At 41.1% G+C, this 23,614-nt stretch carries 18 protein-coding genes, 1 pseudogene and 1 riboswitch; of the genes and pseudogenes, 16 read left to right on the top strand and 3 right to left on the bottom strand.

Annotated elements, in window-relative coordinates; genetic code table 11:
• Positions 1 to 126: 126 nt before the first annotated feature.
• The 16 genes and pseudogenes from NSS76_RS02425 (at position 127) to NSS76_RS02500 (ending at position 21,110) form a co-directional block, all read left to right on the top strand.
• Positions 127 to 954: an AraC family transcriptional regulator gene (locus NSS76_RS02425; RefSeq protein ID WP_341080551.1), complete on the top strand. Its 828-nt coding sequence runs from the start codon at positions 127 to 129 to the stop codon at positions 952 to 954.
• Complete coding sequence (locus NSS76_RS02430) at positions 944 to 1,876, top strand: DMT family transporter (protein WP_024425568.1); 933 nt, start codon at positions 944 to 946, stop codon at positions 1,874 to 1,876. The genes NSS76_RS02425 and NSS76_RS02430 overlap by 11 nt, the downstream gene beginning before the upstream one ends.
• A 98-nt stretch (positions 1,877 to 1,974) precedes the next feature.
• Entirely contained in the window at positions 1,975 to 3,030 is a 1,056-nt protein-coding gene (locus NSS76_RS02435) for a tartrate dehydrogenase (RefSeq protein ID WP_024425569.1), read from the top strand.
• 72 nt (positions 3,031 to 3,102) lie between these two features.
• On the top strand, positions 3,103 to 5,289 hold the full coding sequence (locus tag NSS76_RS02440; protein ID WP_341080554.1) for a DNA topoisomerase III: 2,187 nt from the start codon (positions 3,103 to 3,105) through the stop codon (positions 5,287 to 5,289).
• 197 nt (positions 5,290 to 5,486) lie between these two features.
• Positions 5,487 to 6,569 (top strand): glycosyl hydrolase family 8, encoded by a 1,083-nt coding sequence (locus NSS76_RS02445; protein ID WP_341080556.1) that lies wholly within the window; start codon positions 5,487 to 5,489, stop codon positions 6,567 to 6,569.
• Entirely contained in the window at positions 6,550 to 7,401 is an 852-nt protein-coding gene (locus NSS76_RS02450; RefSeq protein ID WP_198457072.1) for a GGDEF domain-containing protein, read from the top strand. The genes NSS76_RS02445 and NSS76_RS02450 overlap by 20 nt, the downstream gene beginning before the upstream one ends.
• Positions 7,391 to 9,103, top strand: coding sequence for a DUF2334 domain-containing protein (locus tag NSS76_RS02455; protein ID WP_285707250.1), 1,713 nt, complete (start codon positions 7,391 to 7,393; stop codon positions 9,101 to 9,103). The genes NSS76_RS02450 and NSS76_RS02455 overlap by 11 nt, the downstream gene beginning before the upstream one ends.
• A gap of 37 nt (positions 9,104 to 9,140) precedes the next feature.
• On the top strand, positions 9,141 to 10,364 hold the full coding sequence (locus tag NSS76_RS02460; protein WP_175579069.1) for a glycosyltransferase family 2 protein: 1,224 nt from the start codon (positions 9,141 to 9,143) through the stop codon (positions 10,362 to 10,364).
• Positions 10,365 to 10,368: 4 nt separating this feature from the next.
• Positions 10,369 to 12,456: a cellulose biosynthesis cyclic di-GMP-binding regulatory protein BcsB gene (locus NSS76_RS02465; RefSeq protein WP_341080560.1), complete on the top strand. Its 2,088-nt coding sequence runs from the start codon at positions 10,369 to 10,371 to the stop codon at positions 12,454 to 12,456.
• A 69-nt stretch (positions 12,457 to 12,525) separates the two neighbouring features.
• Positions 12,526 to 12,670, top strand: a riboswitch (cyclic di-AMP (ydaO/yuaA leader).
• A gap of 112 nt (positions 12,671 to 12,782) precedes the next feature.
• Positions 12,783 to 14,609 (top strand): APC family permease, encoded by a 1,827-nt coding sequence (locus tag NSS76_RS02470; protein WP_025093601.1) that lies wholly within the window; start codon positions 12,783 to 12,785, stop codon positions 14,607 to 14,609.
• 67 nt (positions 14,610 to 14,676) lie between these two features.
• A complete protein-coding gene (locus NSS76_RS02475) occupies positions 14,677 to 16,398 on the top strand; it encodes a pyruvate oxidase (RefSeq protein WP_044335042.1) in 1,722 nt (573 codons plus the stop codon).
• A 232-nt stretch (positions 16,399 to 16,630) separates the two neighbouring features.
• A complete protein-coding gene (locus NSS76_RS02480; RefSeq protein WP_151863164.1) occupies positions 16,631 to 18,184 on the top strand; it encodes a ribonuclease YeeF family protein in 1,554 nt (517 codons plus the stop codon).
• Between the two features lie 21 nt (positions 18,185 to 18,205).
• On the top strand, positions 18,206 to 18,523 hold the full coding sequence (locus NSS76_RS02485; RefSeq protein ID WP_025093598.1) for a hypothetical protein: 318 nt from the start codon (positions 18,206 to 18,208) through the stop codon (positions 18,521 to 18,523).
• A 566-nt stretch (positions 18,524 to 19,089) separates the two neighbouring features.
• Positions 19,090 to 20,052 (top strand): annotated as a pseudogene (locus NSS76_RS02490) (pre-toxin TG domain-containing protein); the annotation flags it as partial.
• Between the two features lie 4 nt (positions 20,053 to 20,056).
• On the top strand, positions 20,057 to 20,533 hold the full coding sequence (locus NSS76_RS02495) for a DUF2247 family protein (RefSeq protein WP_212049115.1): 477 nt from the start codon (positions 20,057 to 20,059) through the stop codon (positions 20,531 to 20,533).
• 352 nt (positions 20,534 to 20,885) lie between these two features.
• Complete coding sequence (locus NSS76_RS02500; RefSeq protein WP_073203917.1) at positions 20,886 to 21,110, top strand: hypothetical protein; 225 nt, start codon at positions 20,886 to 20,888, stop codon at positions 21,108 to 21,110.
• A gap of 40 nt (positions 21,111 to 21,150) precedes the next feature.
• Here NSS76_RS02500 and NSS76_RS02505 read toward each other — a convergent pair whose 3' ends face one another.
• From NSS76_RS02505 to NSS76_RS02515, 3 genes are all read right to left on the bottom strand, one after another.
• Positions 21,151 to 21,414 (bottom strand): hypothetical protein, encoded by a 264-nt coding sequence (locus NSS76_RS02505; protein WP_008346966.1) that lies wholly within the window; start codon positions 21,412 to 21,414, stop codon positions 21,151 to 21,153.
• A 98-nt stretch (positions 21,415 to 21,512) separates the two neighbouring features.
• Positions 21,513 to 22,082 carry a GNAT family N-acetyltransferase gene (locus NSS76_RS02510; RefSeq protein WP_024427358.1) on the bottom strand — a complete coding sequence of 190 codons (570 nt, stop codon included), beginning with the start codon at positions 22,080 to 22,082 and terminating at the stop codon, positions 21,513 to 21,515.
• A gap of 71 nt (positions 22,083 to 22,153) precedes the next feature.
• On the bottom strand, positions 22,154 to 23,431 hold the full coding sequence (locus NSS76_RS02515) for an Nramp family divalent metal transporter (protein WP_122631451.1): 1,278 nt from the start codon (positions 23,429 to 23,431) through the stop codon (positions 22,154 to 22,156).
• Positions 23,432 to 23,614: the final 183 nt, after the last annotated feature.

Genomic DNA, 23,614 nt, shown 5'->3' on the forward strand with positions numbered 1-23,614 from the left:
CTTTTGTCTCATGTTATCCAAGTTCTTCCCTCTAGGCAAGCCTCCATCGAAAAGTCAATATCGTACAATCCAAGAGAAAAAGGGTGTGCTACACTTATGATCAGTTCAGTGAAAAGAGGGATCGATATGAACACACAAGAGGAACGAACTGTACATTTTGATCAAAACTTGCAAATAGAAGCGTATCGCTTTCATGGCATCATGCAAAAGTTCCCGAATCATTTTCATACATATTATGTGATTGGATTTATTGAAGATGGTCAAAGACGTTTGATCTGCCAAAATCAAGAATACATCATTGAAAAGGGTGATATCCTTCTTTTCAATCCGTATGATAATCACGCATGTGAACAAATTGATCACAGGACACTCGATTATCGCTGCTTAAATATTGAAGCAGAGGTGCTAGAGAAGGTCTTTCAGCACAAACCGCATTTTAAAGCCCCTGTGTTTTCACAAAGTGAACTAACAAAGCCATTATATGATCTACATCAAATGATCACAGAAGAAGCTCCTGCTTTGAATAAACAGGAAACCTTTTATTTCTTTATGAAACAATTGATTGAAGCCTATGCTTATACATCAGAGGAAAAAGCATCACCCGCACGTGCCAACGAACAAAAAGTCCGAGACGTACAGCAATATATCGAAACACACCTCACGGAAAATATCTCGTTAGATGACTTAGGTGAGCTTGTATCCATGAACAAATATTCATTGCTGCGTGCTTTTACAAAATTCAGAGGCATCACGCCGTATCGTTATTTACAGACAGTCAGGGTGAACTATGCGAAGGAGCTTCTCGCCCAAGGAGTGAAGCCTGTAGATGCTGCTGCTGCCGCTGGATTTTCTGATCAAAGTCATTTGACTCATTTCTTTTCGGAATTTATTGGGCTTACGCCAGGGCAGTATCAGCAAATTTTTGTAAAGCAGGTAACTGCTGATGAAAAATAAACAGCTGCTTGGTCATTTGGCGGCCATGTTCACCATTTTTTTATGGGGATCTACCTTTATCTCTACCAAAATATTATTAACGGCTTTTTCTCCAACAGAGATTTTATTTTTCCGTTTTTTTATAGGGTACTTGGCTCTGATGATCATCTATCCAGTCACCATGAAGGTGCGAAGTAAAAAGCATGAAGGGATGTTTGCGCTGGCAGGTTTATGCGGTGTGGTCTTATATTACTTTTTAGAAAATGTCGCACTTACTTATACATTCGCTTCGAATGCAGGTGTCATCAGCTCCGTTGTCCCCTTCTTCTCCTTTTTATTGGCTTATTTTTTATTAAAAGATGAGCCGCTGCACAGCCGGTTTTTCATAGGCTTTTTCATCGCAATGACGGGAATCGTGCTGATCAGCATGAATGGAATGACCACGTTTCAATTGAATCCACTCGGTGATGCGTTAGCTTTAACGGCCACCATCGTCTGGGCATTCTATTCCATTTTATCGAAGATGATCAACCAATATGGCTACCATATCATTCAGGTAACAAGGCGTGTCTTCTTTTACGGACTGCTATGGATGATTCCACTGATCTGGCATTTTAAAATTCGTTTAGACTGGGAACGATTGACGAATCCATCGTTTGCCTTCCACTTGCTGTTTTTAGGCCTTTTCGCATCTGCCATTTGTTTTCTGACATGGAGCTTTTCTGTGAAAACGCTCGGTGTGGTGAAATCGAGTGTGTATATTTATGGAGTGCCCATTATTACGATGGTCATTTCAATGATCGTTCTTCACGAGAGATTGACCCTCATGTCTGCGCTTGGAACGGCACTGACCTTAGGAGGTTTGCTGCTTTCAGATAAAAAAAGTACAGGAAGAAAGAAACAGAAGCCCCATGTGCTGATGCAGGATAAAAAGGCGCTTTGATCAAAAAAGCGTCTTTTGTCCATTGTAAGAACAGACACTCTCTAGTAAACTCGAATTAAATGGTCGACGGTCGACCGATGACGAAGGGGGAAAAATCAATGAAGCATGTTTCAATTGCAGCAATACCAGGAGACGGGGTTGGAAAGGAAGTTGTACCTGAAGCCATCCGAGTTTTGAAAGCGATATCAGATGTACATGGCGGTCTGTCTTTCACCTTTCAGGATTTTCCGTGGAGCTGTGAATATTATTTAGAGCATGGCGAAATGATGCCAAAGGATGGATTGGAACAACTGAAAGCCTTTGACAGCATTTTCTTAGGGGCAGTCGGAGATGCCAATTTAGTGCCGGATCATGTATCGCTTTGGGGATTGCTGATTAAAATTAGACGTGAATTTGAGCAGGTGATTAACGTTAGACCTGCAAAACAGCTGAGCGGTATTCGCTCCCCGCTTGCTCAGCCAAAGGATTTCGATCTTCTTGTTGTAAGAGAAAACGGTGAAGGTGAATATAGTGAAATCGGTGGCCGCATCTATCAAGGGGAAGATCAGCTTGCCATTCAAAATGCTGTTTTCTCCAGAAAAGGGACAGAGCGAGCCATGCGCTTTGCTTTTCAATTAGCAGAAAAAAGACGAAAGCATGTGACAAGTGCAACCAAATCGAATGGAATCGTTCATACAATGCCATTTTGGGATGAAGTGTTTCAAGACGTATCCAAGGATTATCCAGAGGTGACAGCAGACTCGCAGCACATTGATGCGCTCTCAGCCTTCTTTGTGACAAGACCAGAGAAATTCGATGTGATTGTTGCCAGCAATTTATTTGGCGATATTTTAACTGATCTTGGGGCTGCGATTATGGGAAGTATTGGCGTGGCGCCTGCCGCCAACATCAATGTGAATGGCAAATATCCATCCATGTTTGAGCCTGTACACGGATCAGCCCCAGACATTGCAGGAAAAGGAATCGCCAACCCAATCGGTCAAATTTGGACCGCTAAACTCATGCTTGATCATTTCGGTGAGGAAGAACTGGGTACACACCTGCTTGAAATCATCGAGTCAGTCACAGCAGACGGCTTTTTAACGGCAGACATCGGCGGGGCTTATCAAACACAAGAAATCACAAACGAAATCATCAAGCGCTTGAAGAAATAATCCGTCATTAGAACCACATCTCCACGTCTGCTATAATAAAAGGATGGATAGAAGAAAGAGATGTGAAATTTAGTGTCAAAAACAGTTGTATTAGCAGAGAAACCTTCAGTAGGACGTGACTTAGCACGTGTACTGAAGTGTCATAAAAAAGGAAATGGTTTTTTAGAAGGAGATCAATACATTGTAACGTGGGCCCTTGGCCATTTGGTCACACTGGCTGATCCAGAAGGCTACGGAAAAGAATTTCAATCCTGGCGTTTAGAGGATTTGCCGATCATTCCAGAGCCGCTAAAGCTTGTCGTCATGAAAAAGACAGGTAAACAATTTCAAGCAGTAAAAGCACAGCTTACAAGAAAAGATGTAAAAGACATTGTCATCGCAACAGATGCTGGACGTGAAGGGGAGCTTGTCGCAAGATGGATTCTTGAAAAAGCACATGTGAAAAAGCCCCTAAAACGACTATGGATCTCATCTGTTACGGACAAAGCCATTCAAGAAGGCTTCAAACGACTAAAAGACGGCAGAGAATATGATAATCTGTATCGCTCAGCGGTTGCACGTGCAGAGGCAGACTGGATTGTAGGGATCAACGCAACAAGGGCGCTGACGACCAAATTCAATGCACAGCTTTCCTGCGGACGGGTACAAACACCAACGATTGCCATGATCGCCAAACGAGAAGAAGACATTCAGCAATTCCAGCCGAAGCCGTTTTATGGAATGACTGCACAAGTAGATGGACTCACCTTGACGTGGCAGGATGCCAAAACAAAGCAAAACCGCACATTCCAAGAGAATATTATAAAAGAGCGTTTGGCAGGCTGCAAAGGAAAACCAGCAGTGATCGATGCATTGAAAAAAACAGCGAAAAAAGCTTTTGCTCCAGGGCTGTACGACCTGACTGAATTGCAGCGTGATGCGCATAAACGCTACGGATTCTCAGCAAAAGAAACATTATCTACGCTTCAACGGTTGTATGAGCAGCATAAGCTTGTGACATATCCGCGTACAGATTCACGATTTATTTCAGCGGATATCGTTCCTACATTAAAAGATCGTTTAAAAGGAATGAACGTCAGACCGTACGCACAGCATGTGAACCGCATTTTACAATCAGGCGTGAAAGCGCACAAAGGCTTCGTCAACGATGCAAAAGTGTCAGATCACCATGCGATCATTCCAACCGAGGAAGAGCTGTATCCTGGTGCATTAAGTGATAAAGAGCGTAAATTGTATGATCTTATTGCAAAACGATTCCTTGCTGTACTCATGAATCCTTTTGAATACGAGGAAACAACGGTGATCGCCAAAATAGGCAGTGAAACATTCACAGCAAAAGGGAAAACCGTGCAATCAGCCGGCTGGAAAGCCGTGTATGATGAATCCTATGAAGACGAGGAATCAGCCGAAGCAGATCAGCATCTGCCGGTACTCTCCGAAGGGCAATCACTTGAAGTGCGCCAGCTGAAAGAAACAAAAGGAGAAACGAAACCTCCTGCTCGTTTTAATGAAGCAACCTTGCTATCTGCTATGGAGAACCCTGCGGCATTTATGCAGAATCAGGAAAAGGACTTAGTGAAAACCCTTGGTGAAACAGGCGGACTAGGGACAGTAGCCACAAGAGCCGATATCATTGAAAAACTGTTCAACAGCTTCTTAATCGAGAAAAAGGGCAAAGATATTTTCATCACATCGAAAGGGAAGCAGCTGCTCTCCTTAGTGCCTGAAGGCTTAAAGTCTCCAGCTTTAACAGCGGAGTGGGAACAAAAGCTTTCTAAAATCGCAAAAGGACAGCTGAAGGCTTCTCAATTCATGAGTGAAATGAAGTCCTATGCAAAACAAGCCGTATCTGAAATCAAACAGACGAACCAAACCTTTAAGCATGACAATGTCACTGGCACCCATTGTCCGGATTGCGGAAAACTTATGCTGAAAGTGAACGGAAAACATGGCACAATGCTCGTGTGCCAAGACCGAGAATGCGGCCACCGTAAAAATGTGGCGAAGAAAACAAACGCACGCTGCCCGAACTGCCATAAAAAGCTCGAGCTGCGCGGAGAAGGCGATGGCAAAATCTTTGCTTGTGTGTGCGGTCATAGAGAAAAACTGTCTGTTTTCGAAAAACGTAAATCACAATCCAATCAAAAGAGAGCCAGTAAGCATGATGTGTCTAAATATATGAAGAAACAAAAGAAAGTGGAAGAACCAATCAATAACGCACTGGCTGAGCAATTAAAGAAATTAAAATTAGATCAATAGTATTATAAAAACCCATGCGGAAACGCATGGGTTTTCCAATGTAATCAAGCATATCGACATACTGTTTTTCTGAAAATGGGAATGTCTATGCGAAAAGACTCGTAATTTGGTATAAAATATTTATTTAAATTTAAACAGAAACAATCTATAATAAATCGTTGGAATGCTAAGAGAACGGGAGTTGAAAGGGGACACGAATGGTTACAGCCATACATCGCACGGCTATTGTTTTACTCATTGTTTTTTTATTAGGCGGATGTACCTGGGAACAGCAGAAGGAATCAGCTGATCCAGTATCACCACAGCCTGTATTGCCTGGAGAATATTTTATTACTCATCACCTCATGACAGATCAAGGCATGATTCGCACTTCATTTGCAGAGCAGCATATCTACTTATCTGAATCGCTTGGGCTTTGGATGGATTATCTTGTTCGAAAAAAAGACCAAAATTCTTTTGACCAACAATTTGGTGTCCTGCAAGATGAATTTTTACTAGACCATCATCTTCTCAGCTGGCAAATCGAATCTGATCAAAAAAGTAAGGCCAATGCCTTAGTTGATGATTTACGGATAGTGGCGGCACTTCAAAAGGCAGATCGTTTATGGAAGAATGCAGCGTATCAAACCACAGCAAAAGAAATCGCACAAGCGTTAAAAGACAAGAATATGTATAGGGGCATCTTGTCCGATTATTATGATGCATCAACAAATCGAACTTCACACACAATCACACTCTCATATTTAGACCCAAAAGCAATCAAAGAATTGGAATCCCTCAAAATATTCACGAAACAAATGACGAGTAACCAATTGACCATTCTAAAACAAGCACCGAGAAAAAAAGGATTCTTTCCTAAATCCTATGACATAAAGAAAAAAGCCTATTCATTTGATCGAGAAATCAATATGATTGATCAACTCTATACGGCTTTACATGCCGATCGTGCAAAGGTGAATACGTCCGCGATCATGAAATGGCTTAAAACGACTTTTAAAAAAGAAGGAAAGCTGTACGGTAGATATAAACTGAGCACATTGCAGCCATCAGTGACGTATGAATCGCCTTCTGTATATGCGCTGGTCATCTTGTATGCTCTTAAACGAAACGAACCGGAATTCGCAAAAGAGGTGTATGACCGCATGAAAGAATTACAAATTCAAGATCCTCTCGAGGATTATTATGGAGGGTACATGAACGAAAAAGACACACACTCATTTGACAACTTATTGCCTCTCATTGCAGAAAGGGAGCTTTTTAATGAATCGGTTATTCAGTAATACGTATCGTTTATATTATTCTCTGCTCCTCACGTTTGCAGGTCTTATTTTATTTATGGGCTACCTTGGTGTACATGATGCAGAGAGCTTTTTGATGATCACACTGACTTTTGTCGTGTTAGGATGCGGGATTTTATTTGGCATCTTACCAGCATTAATTTTTACTTTGCTGATGTTGTTTTTTATAGGAAGCGCTATGTTCTTTACAGAGCTTGGTCACACAAATCCCTTCTTTTCCAAACAAACATTGCAGGATGTGGTGATTTGGGGCGCAGCTCTTCTCTTTTTCGCGATTTCAGCAGGAAGCTTGCATGAGCGAATCAAGACGATGCGTCACACCATAGAACAACAAAAGCAGGCGATGAAACAATTTGTGGCGATTGACTCGACAACTGGATTTGACAATGCAGATCGGATGAAGCTGGAATTATCCGAGGAAATGAAACGGGCAGAACGCTACAAACAGCCATTCGTTTTTATCCTTCTTCATATCCATTATGCAGCGGAATTCAAATCGTTATATGGAGAAAAAGAAATGCAGCACCTATTTCAGCAATTAAGTATCAAGATCCGCGAAAGTGTCAGAGAAACCGATAAGAAATTTCGATTATCCGAAGAACGGATAGGCTTGCTGCTTACTCACACACCAGAAGAGAATGTCTCTGTCGTCCTTGAGAAGCTAAAAGATAAATTGCAAAAGCATGTGCTGTTAAACGGTCGTGAAGTCACCCTGACTTTTCATGTCTGTCATTTAACAAGCAGTTCGGATTATCGTACGCCAGAGCAATTTTTAGAAGAACTAGAAAAAGAGATGATGATGAATGAACTTTAATTCTTTGATGAAATGCTGTTTGATGATGGCTCTTTTTTTGATTCTTTCGTTTCAATACATGGCTTCAGCCGACGCTCTTGCCAAGCCAGATACCCTGATCGTTTATTCAACAGAATCGGGAGAAGCGACTCCAGCAGTGCATATGCTGGATCTACTCGCCGGACATTTTTCCAAACAGACGACGATTGTATCTGATGAACATTTGGCTGAAAAGAAGATCAGCGAATTTCAGCAAGTCATCTATCTAGGGGAAGTAAAAAGAACCTTACCGAAGCAGACCCTTCGTATGATGAACGAAGCACAGAAGGTAATAGCTATTGGATATAATGCGGAACAGCTTCGCCCATTCTCCAAGCTTACTTTTCACAAACAAGATCATACAAGTCAAATTAAATATACAGATGATCCCACTTACCGTCAGCTAGAGAAAAGAATCAGTGCGTTAACGGTTCAAGGGGCAGACTTGCAAAAGGAATTTTTATTGAAGAAACATAAAGCTGCTCTTCCATTTGTGATTCAAACAAAGGAAGGTGCCGCCTATATTGGAATCTTAAATGTCGTGCAGCACAGCGAGCTACTTGCAGAAGTGCTAGAAAAAAACCTGCCTTCTTCTAATCAGCTGACCATAAAGTACTTAAGGCTTGGGAACATCAGTCCTGTCACTGACGAAAAGAAGCTGCTTGAGCTTGGACAATATGTATCCACTCGGCATATCCCGTTTCTGATAGCGGTAACCCCTGTTTGGGTGGATCGAACAACAGGCGATGAAGTGATACTGAGTGACCGCCCGAAGCTCGTAAAAGTGTTAAAACAATTGCAAAGTAATGGAGCCAGCATTATTCTTCATGGATTTAGCCGTACGTATCGAACAGAGGATTCTGGTCAGGACTTTGAGTTCTGGGATGCAAAGAATGATCAGTCCATTACGTCAAATGACCCAAAAAAAGCCGAGAAGAAGCAAAGTGCAAGTCATTTCTCGAATGAAAAAGACTTCCATGCTTATACGAATTCGATTAAGCAGCAAGAAATCATCTACACAGAAGAAAAACTGACAAAAGGCATTGAGCTTCTTGCGCAGCAAGGTCTCTATCCACTGGCATTCGAGGTGCCGCATGATGCCATATCTCAACAAGGCTATGAAGTGATATCAAGGCATGTGTCCAGTCTGTTTGGACAGGTACAGCTGTCGGACCATACGTGGAAAACAGCCGGTGCTCCGCCGCTCGTGACGAAGCCCGCTATGCTTCATGGCATGACCTTATATCCTCAGCAATCAGTAGAGCCAGCGTCTGACCAAGAAGGTTCAAATATTTTAACAGAGCAAAAGATTCAATCCATCCAGCATCTTCAATCACCCGCAATCGGGCTGTCCTATGATGTGGAATCCGGAATAACTGGATTGCAGAATCTGATGACGCTGATGGATGCAATTCCTTCTAGTGAATGGCTGGATTTAAAGAAAACAAAACAAACAGTCCAAACACCACATGTACAAATCAAAACATCAGGAAATGGACATATTCAAGTAGAACAATCCAATAGAGCAGAAACCAAAACAGTTAAACGAAGCGGCATGGAAAATATGCTGCGAATTCTCACCGTCGTGGTGATGCTGTTTATTGCGGCATTTGCTTTTTACACATTGTATTTAAGGCTGACAATGAAAAAACGAATTTTTAAGGAGAGAAAATTAGGTGGCTGATGTCTTATTTTATCTTTCATTAATATTGATTTGGATCATGCTCCTATACCACATGTTTCTCATGCAGGGCGGCTTTCAGCACTACCTGACCTACGAAAAAGTGCTGCCTGAATGGACGAAACAAGGGAAAGAGCTGCCAACTGTCAGCATTCTAATTCCTGCTCATAATGAAGAAGTTGTCATCCGGCAAACGCTAAAAGCAATGGTCCAGCTATCCTATCCTAAACATCTTCTTGAAATCATTGTGATTAATGACAATTCCTCTGATGGCACAGGGGACATCGTGCAGTCATTCAGTGAGCAATATGATCATGTCCATATGATTGAAACGAAGCCGCCATTTGCAGGAAAGGGAAAATCCACTGCACTGAATGAAGGCTTAAAGGCTTCAACAGGAGAAGTCATCTGCGTATACGATGCAGATAACATGCCTGAACAAAAGGCCGTCTATCATTTGGTTCTTGGTTTATTGAATGATCCGAAGGCAGGCGCTGTTGTCGGGAAATTCAGGGTTATCAATGCAGCCAAAAATCTCCTGACCAAATTTATTAATATTGAGACCATCTGCTTCCAATGGATGGCGCAGGGCGGAAGATGGAAGTGGTTTGGTATTGCGACAATACCAGGCACCAACTTCGCCATCCGCCGGCACATTTTAGAAGAACTTGGCGGCTGGGATGTTCATGCGCTGGCTGAGGACACCGAATTAACGATTCGTGTCTATAACCTTGGCTATGTCATTCGATTTTTCCCGGCTGCGATTACATGGGAACAAGAGCCTGAGACGTGGAAGGTCTGGTGGCGGCAAAGAACGCGCTGGGCACGAGGCAATCAATATGTTGTACTCAAATTTTTAAAACAGTTTATGAAGCTGAAACGAAAACGAATGATTTTTGATTTGTTTTATTTCTTCTTTACGTATTTCTTATTTTTCTTCGGTGTCCTGCTCTCAAATGGGATCTTTATCGTGAACCTATTTGTTGACCTTCACTTATCTGTAGGAGCTGTTGCACTGATCCTGTGGGGATTGGCCTTCTTCCTCTTTCTAACAGAAGTGATGATTACACTAAGTATTGAGAAAACAGAGCTCACCAAACAAAATATACTCATTGTGGCGCTCATGTACTTCACATATTCTCAAGTATGGATTGCGCTAGTCGTGTACTCCTTATGTGTAGAGGCAAAGAGCCGATTATTCAAACAAGAAGTAAAATGGTACAAAACTGAGCGTTACGATCAACAACAAAAGAAAAGCGGGTGACAAATTGAAATCGGTAAAATGGATGATTTTTATATTGGTGATATCCCTTGCCATTCAGCCTTTTTTCATGGCAGGTCTAGCAATGGCGCAATCAAATCGAGTACAAGTGAAAGATGACTGGATTCGCTCATCTAAAGGAAGCCAGACAGAAACGCAGCACTTATCAGAAGATGTAGTGACCTTGTATGGACAAGAAGACCGCACTGAATTTTCTTATCAAATAGAAAAAGAAAAAGTAGAGTCTAGCACCCTTACATTGAATATAGAGGCTTCACCATTACTCATTTCGCCATCTTCGTTCACAGTCATGATCGATGGAGAGATTGAAAAGACCATTCCTCTAACAGGGAAAAAACAAAAGAAGTCGATTCAAATCAAACTGAACAAATCGCAATTGAAAAAAGGTTCTCATCAAATTCAGCTCGCATTTTATGGCGTGTTAAAAGAAGGTGTGTGTATCAACCAAGAGACACCTGCCAACTGGCTGAAAGTATATCCTGAAAGTGAGCTGGCTTTCAAAGGAACTCAAACGAAAGACGTGACGTTAGACAGCTTCCCTTCACCTTTCATTCAAACAGGTGATCAGAAAGAACAAACAGATATCGTGATTCCAAATTCACCGGAAGCAGCTGAATTAGAAGCGGCTATGAAAGTATACCGTACGTTGAAAAACAAAGACCGCCAAGCAGACCTCAAAATTGTCCAAGAAAAGGACATCAAGCAAATTGCGCATCCAACCATTGCTGTGGGAGCAAAAGGAAACTGGGATGGACGAGTGAAATCGATCGAGCAAGCTGCGAAAATGAAAACAGCAAGCAATCAGCTCACATTAGCGGTGAGAACCTTGACAGGAAAGAAAAAAGAACAGCCTATTTTATTTGTCACTGCTAAGCAGCCAAAAACAATTGCTGAAAAAATCAATGTCCTAACTCAACCAGAACTGACTGGTCAGCTCACTGGTAGCGATTTACTGCTTCAAAAGGTTACGGCTAAAGCATCAAAACCATCTCATCAAATTCGTTTAAAAGATTTCGGTGGAGAGGATGTCACAGTTGGAACCAAGAAAACGTCGTCTGAACATTACTATTATCCGAAGGCATTGATCGCTAATCAAAAATCAGGTGCAAAGCTAAATCTATCATTTAAAAAATCTGATATAGCGAACAAAGCGGAACGCTTAACAGTCATGATCAATAACGAACCACACGATGTACCATTAACAAAACTAGGAAACAAAGATGAGAATGGATTCTATCATGTGTCAATTCCAGTAGATTCACAAGTACTCCAAAAGAACGAATATATTGATTTGCAATTTGTTACTACAGGCTTTAAAAACATGGAATCCTGCAGACATACGGATGAAGAAGGCTGGATTTACATTGATAAGAACAGCTCTCTTCAAATACCAGAAGGTACGACTAGTGATACACCGGATTTAGCCGCATGGCCGCTTCCTTTCACATCAAAAACGCAGCAAGGAAAAATATTGATCGTCATTCCAGATCAAATCAAGCAAGAAACGATCAATCAAATGGCGATGCTGACAGAATCATTTAGTCAGCCGGAAGCTGCCCAATATCATTTGATCAAAGCTTCAAATGTGACAAATGATCAATTGAAAGATCACTCTCTCATTTTCATCGGGGGCATTCAAACGTTCTCTCTTTTAAAAGAAAAGGCAGACGATCTCATCGTTCCAGTGAAAAAGGATCAGTATGATGTATCCTCCTTTGGCATGATCAACGAAACGACTGCTCGTATCGTATGGACGCAGCCATCTGTATGGAATAAAGAACAGACAATGACCGTCTTTTCAGGAATGAATGCAGCTGACGCTGAACTTTCACATGAAGTGCTTCATTTCCTGCAAACAAATACGGAAACGGCAACAGTCGCAATCGAGAGCAAAAACAAAGACATGTTCTCTAATCATCAAACGGTCAGCAGCACAACAAATGATCTCCAAAAAGATGAAAAGCAAGGCATCGATGATTCTTGGATTTACTTTGCATGTATCGCTGCGCTGATTATTTTTGTGGTCGGGCTGATTATTTATTTCGTGCGAAAAAACCGCAAAAAGACTGATTGATAAACGATCAAAAGACCTTGAAAAAATGTCTTTACTTTGGTGTCAAACGGGAGTATGATCTCTTTTATAAAAGACCAATCGCTGAATCATTTCAATGAGCGGGGGAACCATTAGTGGTGCAGGACACCACGTGGGGTGAATCCTTTTTAGGTAGGGCAAAGTCTCATGCGCCCGAATCCGTCAGCTAACCTCGTAAGCGTTAAAGAGAGCAAAGACCAACCTGTGATCTAAACAATAGACGCAGGGGCATTCTATTGCCTCTGTGTCTTTTTGGCGATCCATCTTTTGTAACTTAAATCGTTTGACACTAAAGGAGCGGGCATCACATGTACAGTTTGATGAAGCGTATTTTAATTGGGAAACCATTAAAATCACAGGCAGCAGGAGAACAAAAACTATCAAAAATCAAAGCATTGGCATTATTGTCATCAGACGCATTGTCATCCGTTGCATATGGTACAGAACAAATCTTAATTGTTCTTTCCGTTGTTAGTGCAGCAGCATTTTGGTACTCACTCCCGATTGCAGGTTGTGTATTAATTCTTTTAATGGCGTTAATTTTATCTTACCGCCAAATTATTTATGCTTATCCAGAAGGCGGAGGGGCTTATGTCGTCTCTAGCAGAAACTTAGGTGAAAAGCCAGGACTGGTCGCTGGCGGATCATTGCTTGTAGATTATATTCTGACTGTAGCAGTGAGCATATCAGCGGGTACCGATGCCATCACATCGGCTTTTCCGGCACTATACCCATATCATGTGTTGATTTCAATTGTATTGGTCATTTTGATTATGGTGCTCAACCTTCGTGGATTGACAGAATCAGCATCTATTTTGGCTTATCCCGTATACTTGTTTGTCATATCACTCCTTATATTAATTGGAGTCGGCGGCTTTAAATTATTAACAGGAGGTGTGCCTCCAGCACCTGAGCATACAGCGATCGGCACACATGTACCTGGCATTACATTATTTCTTTTATTAAAAGCATTTTCGTCTGGCTGTTCAGCACTGACTGGGGTAGAAGCCATTTCAAATACCATTCCATCCTTTAAAAAACCAGCTGCACAAAATGCAGCGAGAACATTATTGATGATGGGTGGATTACTAGCTGTTTTATTTGTGGGTGTGACATTGCTTGCGTTTGGTTTTGGCATCTCACCAAAGCCAGAAGAAACGGTTGTATCACAAATTGCATCAGATACATTTGGACGTACATTTTTCTATTATGTCATTCAGGCTGTCACAGCTTTAATCTTGATATTAGCGGCAAACACCGGCTTTTCCGCCTTTCCTTTATTGGCGGTCAACTTAGCAAAGGATAAATATATGCCGCGCATGTTTACAGTAAGAGGGGATCGACTTGGTTATTCTAATGGCATTATCTTTTTAGGTGTAGCTTCCATGCTGCTCATTTGGTTGTTTGATGGGAAAACGGAACACCTCATTCCGCTATATGCTGTCGGTGTATTTATTCCATTTACCTTGTCACAGACCGGTATGTGTGTGAAGTGGATTCGTGAAAAACCGCAGGGCTGGAAAACGAAAATGCCTATCAATATAGTCGGAGCACTGATTTCTTTCACGGTTCTCATGATTCTCATTTTGACCAAGTTCCATCTTGTATGGCCAGTATTTGTTTTCATGCCAATTGTGCTATTGATCTTTCATTCCATAAAAAAGCATTATCTGTCTGTCGGAGAACAACTGCGTTTAATGAATGAAACAGAGCCTGTTGAGATTAAAGGAAATGTGGTCATCGTGCCAATAGCAGGAGTAACACGTGTCGTCGAGCAATCTGTTCAATATGCAAAATCCTTATCAGAGCAAGTCATAGCAGTTCATGTATCTTTTGATAAAGAAAAAGATAAGAAAATTGAAGCGGATTGGGAAAAACTGAACAGCGGTGTGCGGCTTGTGATATTGCATTCGTCTTATCGAAGTCTTATTCATCCGCTTGATAAATTTCTTGAAACGGTTGAGGCTAAAGCAAATGCGCATCAATATAAAGTGATGGTGCTTGTGCCTCAATTTATCCCGAAAAAAAGATGGCATACGATCTTGCATAACCAATCTGCCTTTTTATTAAGATTCCGTCTATTATGGAAACGGGATATTGTGGTCGCCACCCTTCCATATCATTTTAAAAAGTAGCAGCAAGTTGAAACGTTTGATCAAAAGGGTGCGGTGGTATGGAGTAAGAAAAAAGGAGTTTTCTCACATGCCGCAAAGAACCGCAGGAAAAGAAGTAACAGCGCTACTGGAAGAGTGGGGCGTAAAACATATTTATGGAATGCCCGGCGACAGCATAAACGAATTGATTGAAGAGCTTAGGCATGAATCAAGCCAAATACAATTTATACAAACGAGACATGAAGAAGTGGCGGCACTCTCAGCGGCGGCTGATGCCAAACTAACAGGTAAGCTCGGTGTCTGCTTATCCATCGCTGGACCGGGTGCTGTCCACTTATTAAATGGACTATACGATGCAAAAGCAGATGGCGCACCCGTTTTAGCAATTGCAGGGCAGGTTGCGTCGAATGAAGTAGGAAGAGACACATTTCAAGAAATCAAATTAGAGCGGATGTTTGACGACGTCGCTGTCTTTAATCAGCAGGTACAAACAGCAGAAGCGCTGCCTGATTTATTGAATCAAGCCATTAAAGCAGCTTATACCCATAAAGGGGTGGCTGTTCTCACCGTATCAGATGACTTATTTTCTCAAAAAATTAAGCGTAAGCCAGTTTATACATCTCCTCTTTATGTTGAGGGAGAAGTACGTCCAAAGAAAGATCAACTGCTAAAGGCAGCACAGCTAATTAACAATGCGAAGAAGCCAGTCATCTTAGCAGGTAAAGGATTACGAAATGCAAAAGAAGAGCTTCTTTCATTTGCAGAAAAGGCTGCTGCACCTATCGTCATCACACTTCCTGCAAAAGGGGTTGTGCCAGACAGGCATCCATACTTTTTAGGAAACCTAGGTCAAATTGGAACGAAGCCAGCTTATGAAGCGATGGAAGAGTGTGATCTTTTAATTATGCTTGGAACCTCCTTTCCATATAGAGACTACTTACCAGAGGACACACCTGCCATTCAACTGGATATTAAACCAGATCAAATCGGTAAAAGATATCCAGTAGACGTAGGAATCGTGAGTGACAGCAAGAGTGGTTTGCAGGAACTGACCTCCTACATTGAATATAAAGAGCAGCGTGGTTTCCTTGAAGCTTGTACAGAGCATATGATGAAATGGCGAGAAGAAATGGATAAGGAAAAATCCGTTGCCACATCACCACTTAAACCGCAGCAAGTTATTGCTAGACTAGAAGAAGCAGTTGAAGACGACGCCATTCTTTCTGTTGATGTAGGGAATGTAACGGTATGGATGGCCCGCCATTTCGAAATGAAACAGCAGGATTTCATCATCTCCAGCTGGCTTGCCACAATGGGCTGTGGTTTGCCTGGAGCGATCTCTGCTAAGTTAAATGAACCGAATCGTCAAGCGGTTGCTGTCTGCGGCGATGGTGGCTTCACAATGGTCATGCAAGACTTTGTGACAGCGGTAAAATATAAACTACCGATCGTTGTTGTGATCTTAAACAACAACAACCTTGGAATGATCGAATATGAACAACAGGTAAAAGGAAACATCAATTATGGTATAGAGCTGGAAGATATTGATTTTGCTAAGTTCGCAGAAGCATGTGGCGGCAAAGGAATCTCCGTGTCATCACATGAAGAACTAGCTCCAGCCTTTGATACAGCCCTTCAATCAGATAAACCCGTCATTATTGATGTTGCTGTCACCAATGAACCGCCGTTACCTGGGAAAATTACGTACACACAAGCAGCTGGTTTTAGTAAGTACTTACTGAAAAAATTCTTTGAAAAAGGCGAGCTGGATATCCCTCCACTCAAGAAAAGTTTAAAACGCTTTTTCTAAACTAAATGTAGTCGGTCCTCTCAAAAGAGGACTGACTTTTTTGTGATGAAAGGAAAAAACATTTCAATTATCACTTGTTTTATTGCCTCTAAAAATATATGGAAATTATTTTTGTAACTTAAAGCCTATTTTTCCAATTCGTTGAGAAAGGTAAAATAGACTTTATGATCAATAATGGAGGGAGTGACTTCTTCTGGGCAAGATACTTGATGCAAAAGCACTAACAAGTGCTATGGACACAAGGGCAAAACACTATCAGGAACTCCGTGAACAAATGGTAGATTTAAAAAAGGCATTACAAGGTGTTGCCAACCTCGGTGATGATTTTACTGGGAAAGGTGCCGATAACATTAAAAGCTTCTATAAAGAGCTCGCCGGAAATGTAGACATGTTTATCAGCTTCATTGATAAGCAAAAAGCCTTTCATGAAGGTGTTTCTGGGACACTGGATGATACAACCTTTGGCGGCGATACCTTTGTAGAAGAACACTTTTTAGATAATGCGGTACATATGGGTATCAAGAATGCCAAAAGCATTGTGAAGGATCAAAAAAAGGCACTCAAAACCATTTTTCAAGACATTGATGACCTCATTTCCCTAGAGGTATTTGATAGCCAAACCTTTGATGAAAAAATAGAAGATGCGGAAGATGAACGAAAAAAGACGGTCAAAGATCTGAGAGAGCTTGATCAAAATTTAAAAGATGAATATGCTTTGTCAGAAACGGAACAGCAAGCTACAATGGCATTGTACGCTGAAATGATGAATGCAACAAATGACGGAAAAGCGATTTCGCCTATGAATTTTGACAAGAAAGCGTATCAAAATAGCGAAATCTACAAGGCAAAAAGCGATATTGAGAAGCAAACTTCTGAATATCTGAAAATCAAAAAAGAACAAGAAGAAGCCCGCGAAATCGCAAAGGAACAAGAAGCACTCGCCAACCGCCCTTGGTATGAAAAAGCGCTCGATTATGGTGGAAACATCGTCAATGAACTGACTGGTGTTAACGATGCAAAACGTGCCGCAACAGGCGTTGATCCAATCACAGGGGAAGAACTCACCGCAGGACAGCGAGTCGCGGCAGGTGGCATGGCAGCAGCCGGCTACATCCCTATCGTCGGCTGGGCAGGACGCATTTTTAAAGGCGGAAAAGCAGTCTATAAAACGACCCAAGCCACATCAGCCGCGATCAGGGCAGTCGACATTTACAAGACATCACAAAAATCCTTTGACGCCTTAAAAACATCTCAAAAAGGTTTATATGGTCTCACAGCCACCAACGGCTTCAGCGAAGCGATTACAGGCCGAGACATGTTTGGAAATAAGATCTCAAAAGAACAGCAGGAAGCAAGTATGAATGCGGCGCTGGGAATGCTTTTGCCGTTTGGAGCGAAAGGGTTTCATGGTAAAATGGGGATTAAGGGTACGGGTGAAATTGGTTGGAATATGTCAAAAGGTGGAGGAGAAATAAATGGAAGAAAGTATTCTCAGCATGCTTTGGAAAGAATGGCACCTGATATTCCTGAAGTACAAGCTACTTTAACAAGTAGAGCAATTAAAAAAGCTGAAGAATTAGGATTTAAACCACAAACAAAAGAATTTAGTGATTTCATCAAAAAATATGTTGATCCAAGAAATATTCCACCTTCAGTTATTGAAGACGCTATAATGAATACGAAAAAGATACCTGGTAATAGAAGCGGAACGTTTGTTCATGAAACAATGGATGTCAAAGTAATTATAAATGAAGCTGGCGATGTTATCACAGTTATACCGAAATAATTAATAAAAGGATGAATACGAATGTTTATCAAGTATGATGAATATGATCTATTAGAACTTTTTCAAAGTGAGCCGGTGAGTATAACAGGCAATATAGATGATGGAGAATTAATCTATACTTACAAAGATGACCAAAATTTCAAGGTGATTTTAACTTTAGATGTATATAAACAAACGAGTAGTCTAAGTATTACATTTAATGATTCTATAGTATTTACAGGTGATTTTAATAATGTAACAAGTATAAAAAAAGATGACAATGCTATGGTAATGAATGTGGGCGAAGAAGAGAAGCTAAAAGTTAAATTTTATAAACAAGTTGGAGTGGAGTTACTTTAAAATAGCCTTATTATATTAGAAAGAAATATAAAACAATTATGATATTCTCTCAGATAAATCAGTAGGTGAAGTAGTTGATACTTCTAAATATAATGTTATTGTTATCATACCTTGACTGGCTATATGCCTTTCAAGGTTTTTGTGTTTATTGGCTTTCATACCGAGAAAAAACCGATAAAATGGGAATCTTTTTCCTGAGTGGTTCATCGTATGATAGAGACAAGCAAAACGAACGTATTGAGCACTCTAAGTGCCTTGGTTGGTGTCCCCTTTTTTATTGGGAGACGCGCCTCTCCCTTATCAATGGCGTATCTGGAACAAAAGTGTTGAGGAATGTGGCTATACGAGAGGGACATTCTGAGCCTGAATAGCAGCTGGTCTGCGGCAGCCGTATCGAGGACAGTTTTTCATTTCAATTGATGATTGACTGTAATTGGCATCCTCTCGGAGTGTAGTCATCATTTCAAAATCTATTTAAGCGAATAGCGTAAGGTGGTGTTTATTCAGCTAACAGTGTTCTGTTTCGAAAGAGACAATAAAGCAATCGAAAAGCATTGCAGCTTGATCAAAATAGCGAAATCTACAAGGCAAAAAGTGATATTGAGAAGCAAACTTCTGAATATCTGAACATCAAAAAAGAACAAGAAGAAGCCCGCGAAATCGCAAAGGAACAAGAAGCACTCGCCAACCGCCCTTGGTATGAAAAAGCACTCGATTATGGTGGAAACATCGTGAATGAACTGACTGGTGTGAACGATGCAAAACGTGCCGCAACAGGCGTTGATCCAATCACAGGCGAAGAGCTCACGGCAGGACAGCGAGTCGCCGCAGGAGGCATGGCAGCCGCAGGCTACATCCCAATCGTCGGCTGGGCAGGCCGTATTTTCAAAGGCGGAAAAGCTGTCTATAAAACCACCCAAGCCACATCAGCTGCAGTCAGGGCAGTCGACATCTACAAGACATCGCAAAAATCCTTTGACGCCTTAAAAACATCTCAAAAAGGACTATATGGCCTCACTGCAACCAACGGATTCAGCGAAGCAATTACAGGCCGAGACATGTTTGGAAACAAGATCTCAAAAGAACAGCAGGAAGCGAGTATGAATGCGGCTCTTGGAATGCTTTTGCCGTTTGGGGCTAAAGGGTTTCATGGGAAGATGGGGATTAGGAGTACGAGAGAACTTAAGCATCCAGTTTTAGATAATCCACGAGTAGGTAGTGCTTTAAAAGATGATTTTTATCATAGCTTTAATGATATAATTGACAACTACGCAGTTCATTCTAAGAGATTTGATTTACCAAATAGAAAAGGCCATATGGATTCGTTGTATCAAATAGAGGGCTCGGTGGTTAAGTACGAAACCAAATATGTAAAAGTAAAGAACAACGCCCCAGAAATGTTACAGTCGAAAGAAATAAGGAATGGCGTGTTTGAATGGGTGGTAGATCCAACAACGAATACAGTAACCCATAGAACTTTTATACCTGGTGGCAAAGTGACAGGAAAAATAAATCAATGGGGGAAATAGAAAATTGTATAAAACGGATATAATCACGAAAAATGGTTTTGATTGTAACTGGTCTACACTGTTTGTTGGTAGACAGTTTAATTTAATTTCGGCAATAGAAGTAACAAACTATGCTGTTAAATATCTAGAAAACAACCCTAATGCTAACAATGAATTAATCCTTGAATTAGCTTGGGAACAAGAAGAAGTTAAAGTAGATCATATACTTGAAAGCATAGTCTCTGACAAATCATCGGAAGACATGAAGAGAGAGTATCATAAGTGGCTATATAGCACTATGAAAGAAGTTTATACTAATTCAACTGATGAAAACATATTTGAAGAAATTGAAAATATTTTTTCAATCTTTAATACACCCGAAAATATGTATGATTTTTTTAGAAAAGTTTCAGACGCATTTTATTACCCTCACGATTCACAAAATACAATTAAAGAACTTGTAGAAGAGTTTTTAGAAGATGAAAAGGAATTGATTTTATAACTAGAGAGTTTAATAGAACGATGGACTAATGGTCCATCGTTTTCTTTCATTCTTTGCTGGTAAAGAGATTGGTATGATAAAAAATAAAGTAGATTTGTTAGATCTCGAAAGCAATTGAGGAGAAAACAATGAGTGACCATAAAATAAGCATCCTGTCTGAGAAGTTTGAAAATGAAAATACTGGTGAACTCGTAGAAGGAATTACGATTATGATAGACGATAAATTAAAAAGATGCTAAAAAATACAACAAACCTGAATGAAACAGTCACCTTGATTTTTACCTGCACAAGCCATTCCATTCCCGTCAGAAATTAATGTGTTAAAATAAACCAATAAAAAGGAGCTAAAACCATGCTATGGATTTTCACACAAAACCAGCAAAGTTTCGTTCATGTCCACGAAATCACAGTAGCCGGCAAAAAGATTGAAGGGATGATCGCAGGAAGCGATACTTGGGTCAAGACGCTCGGTAAGTATGACTCAAACGATCGTGCAGCAGAGATCCTTGAAGACATTGTGAAAACAATTGAAGCCAATCAAGATGCCACCGCGACTTACAGAATGCCAAATCAATAAAAAAGAAACCACCTTTCCATTGCGAAAAGGTGGTTTTTGTTTATGATGGTGTTTTTGTAAAGGCTAAAAATAAAGGGATGCCTGTGCCGACAAGGGTGGTGGCAAATAGGAACATACCGCAAATGAATAGAAAATGACTGGCTGAAAAGACAAGTGCCAGAATAAGAAAAACGATGCTGAGTCCTGCCATGCTATATGATGGGACAAAGCGGCGTTTGTATGTGGCTTTCTTTGTTAAGAATGAGAAGAAAATGCCAAATAATAATGGGACAATCCATAAGTAAAATAAAATAATAAGAGACATACTTCATACCTCGATTTTTCCTTCTATTTTATCAGATGCTGATCGCAATCGATACTACAAAGCTTCACTTTGTAAAATAATTCATGCAATCGACACAATTACGTGGGCTGATTCATAGAATGCGTTTTTTCTTTCATATATTCAGGCTGCAAAAGGGCGTATACACAATGATCCGTAAAGCGGTCGCCCAGCCATTCACATTGTCTCAAAATGCCTTCAAGCGAAAAGGATAATCGCTCTGCGATGCGTCTGCTCTTCAGGTTATCGACAGCAGCCCTGATTTCAATGCGGTGCAGTCCACAATCTTCAAATAAATAATGAATGACTGCTTTGCACGCTTTTGTCATAATGCCTTTTCCTTGATAGCCTTCTCCGAGCCAATAGCCAATTGAAACAGTTCTGTCGATCCAATGAATTTGGTGGGTGCCGATGATCCCGACAAGTTCTCCATGTGACCAGATGCCCGCTTGAAAACCGTTGTTCTGCATGGCTTGCTGCATTGCGCCTTGAATGAACGCCATGCTGTCTTCTTCTGTTTTCGTTGAATCCACCCAAAGCATCCATTCACGTAAATGCTCTCTTGACCGCTGAATGAGCAAATATAGACTTCGTGCGTCTCTTGGCTCAAGCAGCCGCATGGATATCTCTTGATCTTGATAAAAAAACATGTGCCCACATCCTCTCAGGGGAATTTTACCATAACCATATGAAAAGAAAAAGACAGCATCACTACTGTCTTTTACATAAATGTATCCACAATTAAAAAGAGATTGAGTGCGACAACAAGAGCTGCTATCACCCAAGATATTCCTGTTACCCAGCGGGCATTCGTTAATTCGCCCATAATTCGTTTTTTACTTGTAAATAAAATGAGCGGAATTAAAGCAAAGGCAATACCAAAGGATAAGACCACCTGACTCATCACAAGTGCGGATGTCGGATTCACCCCAGATGCAATGATCACAATAGGGGGAATAATAGTAATCAGCCGGCGGACATACAGTGGAATGCGGTATTGAATAAAACCCTGCATAATGATATCGCCTGACAATGTACCGACAGAAGAGCTGGATAGTCCGGCTACAAGCAGGCCTACACCAAATAAGATAGCTGATACAGGACCTGCGAGTGTGCTAAAATGCTGGAACGCAACATCCAGATCTTCAACAAAGAGACCATTTTTATAAAATAGAGCGGCTGCCACAATCAACATACTGGCATTGATGGCTCCAGCGACTAGCATCGCAATGAGGATATCTAAAAACTCAAAGCGGAAAATCTGTTTTTTCTCCTTTTCCGTTCTGCCGACGACTCTTCTTTGGGTTAATGCTGAATGTAAATAGATCGCGTGCGGCATCACAGTGGCACCTAAAATTCCAGCTGCAAGCAGTACACTATCTGTGCCTTCAAATTTTGGAATGAAAAGCCCGCCTGCGACACTTCCTATATCAGGCTTGGCGACAAAGGTTTGCACAGCGAAAGCGATCACGACAACGAACAGCATGCCGGTGATGCCGGCTTCTAATGCTCGATATCCACGTCTTTGCAATTCTAAAATCGCAAATGATCCGATGGCTGCAATAATAGATGCTTCAAGCAAAGGAATCCGAAAGAGCAAGTATAAACCAAGTGCCGCTCCAATAAACTCAGCTAAATCTGTGGCAATAATAACGAGTTCTCCCTGAATCCATAAACCGATGGAGACGGGTTTTGGAAACTCTTCACGTGCGATTTCAGGTAAGTTTTTCCCTGTCGCTATTCCAAGCTTTGCGGATAAGGATTGGATGAGCAGCGCCATGAGATTTGATATGAGAATGACCCATAAGAGAAGATATCCATATTTAGAGCCAGCCGCAATGTTGGTGGCAAAATTCCCTGGATCAATATATGCAATGGCTGCGATAAAAGCAGGGCCTAGAAAAGGAAGAAGCCTTCTAAATCCTTTGACCTTACCTTCAAGTGCACGCTCAGCTGCCGCTGACATGTGTGCCTGTGCCTCGATGTATTTGTTTGTCATATGTCATCACCTAGATTCTACAAAGTTTTGCTTGGGCACAAAAAGTTTCCTTCATGCAATTTTTAATCATCATATGCCCATCTTCATGAAAAGTCAACTATCTGAACTAATAGGTTTGTTTATCATATGTAAGTGAAAAAAATAGATACCTTGTCAACGCGCAACATAAAAAACACCGTCCCT

Origin of the sequence: Bacillus sp. FSL R5-0654, assembly GCF_038008745.1 — a bacterium.
Taxonomy (GTDB): Bacteria; Bacillota; Bacilli; order Bacillales; family Bacillaceae; genus Bacillus; species Bacillus safensis.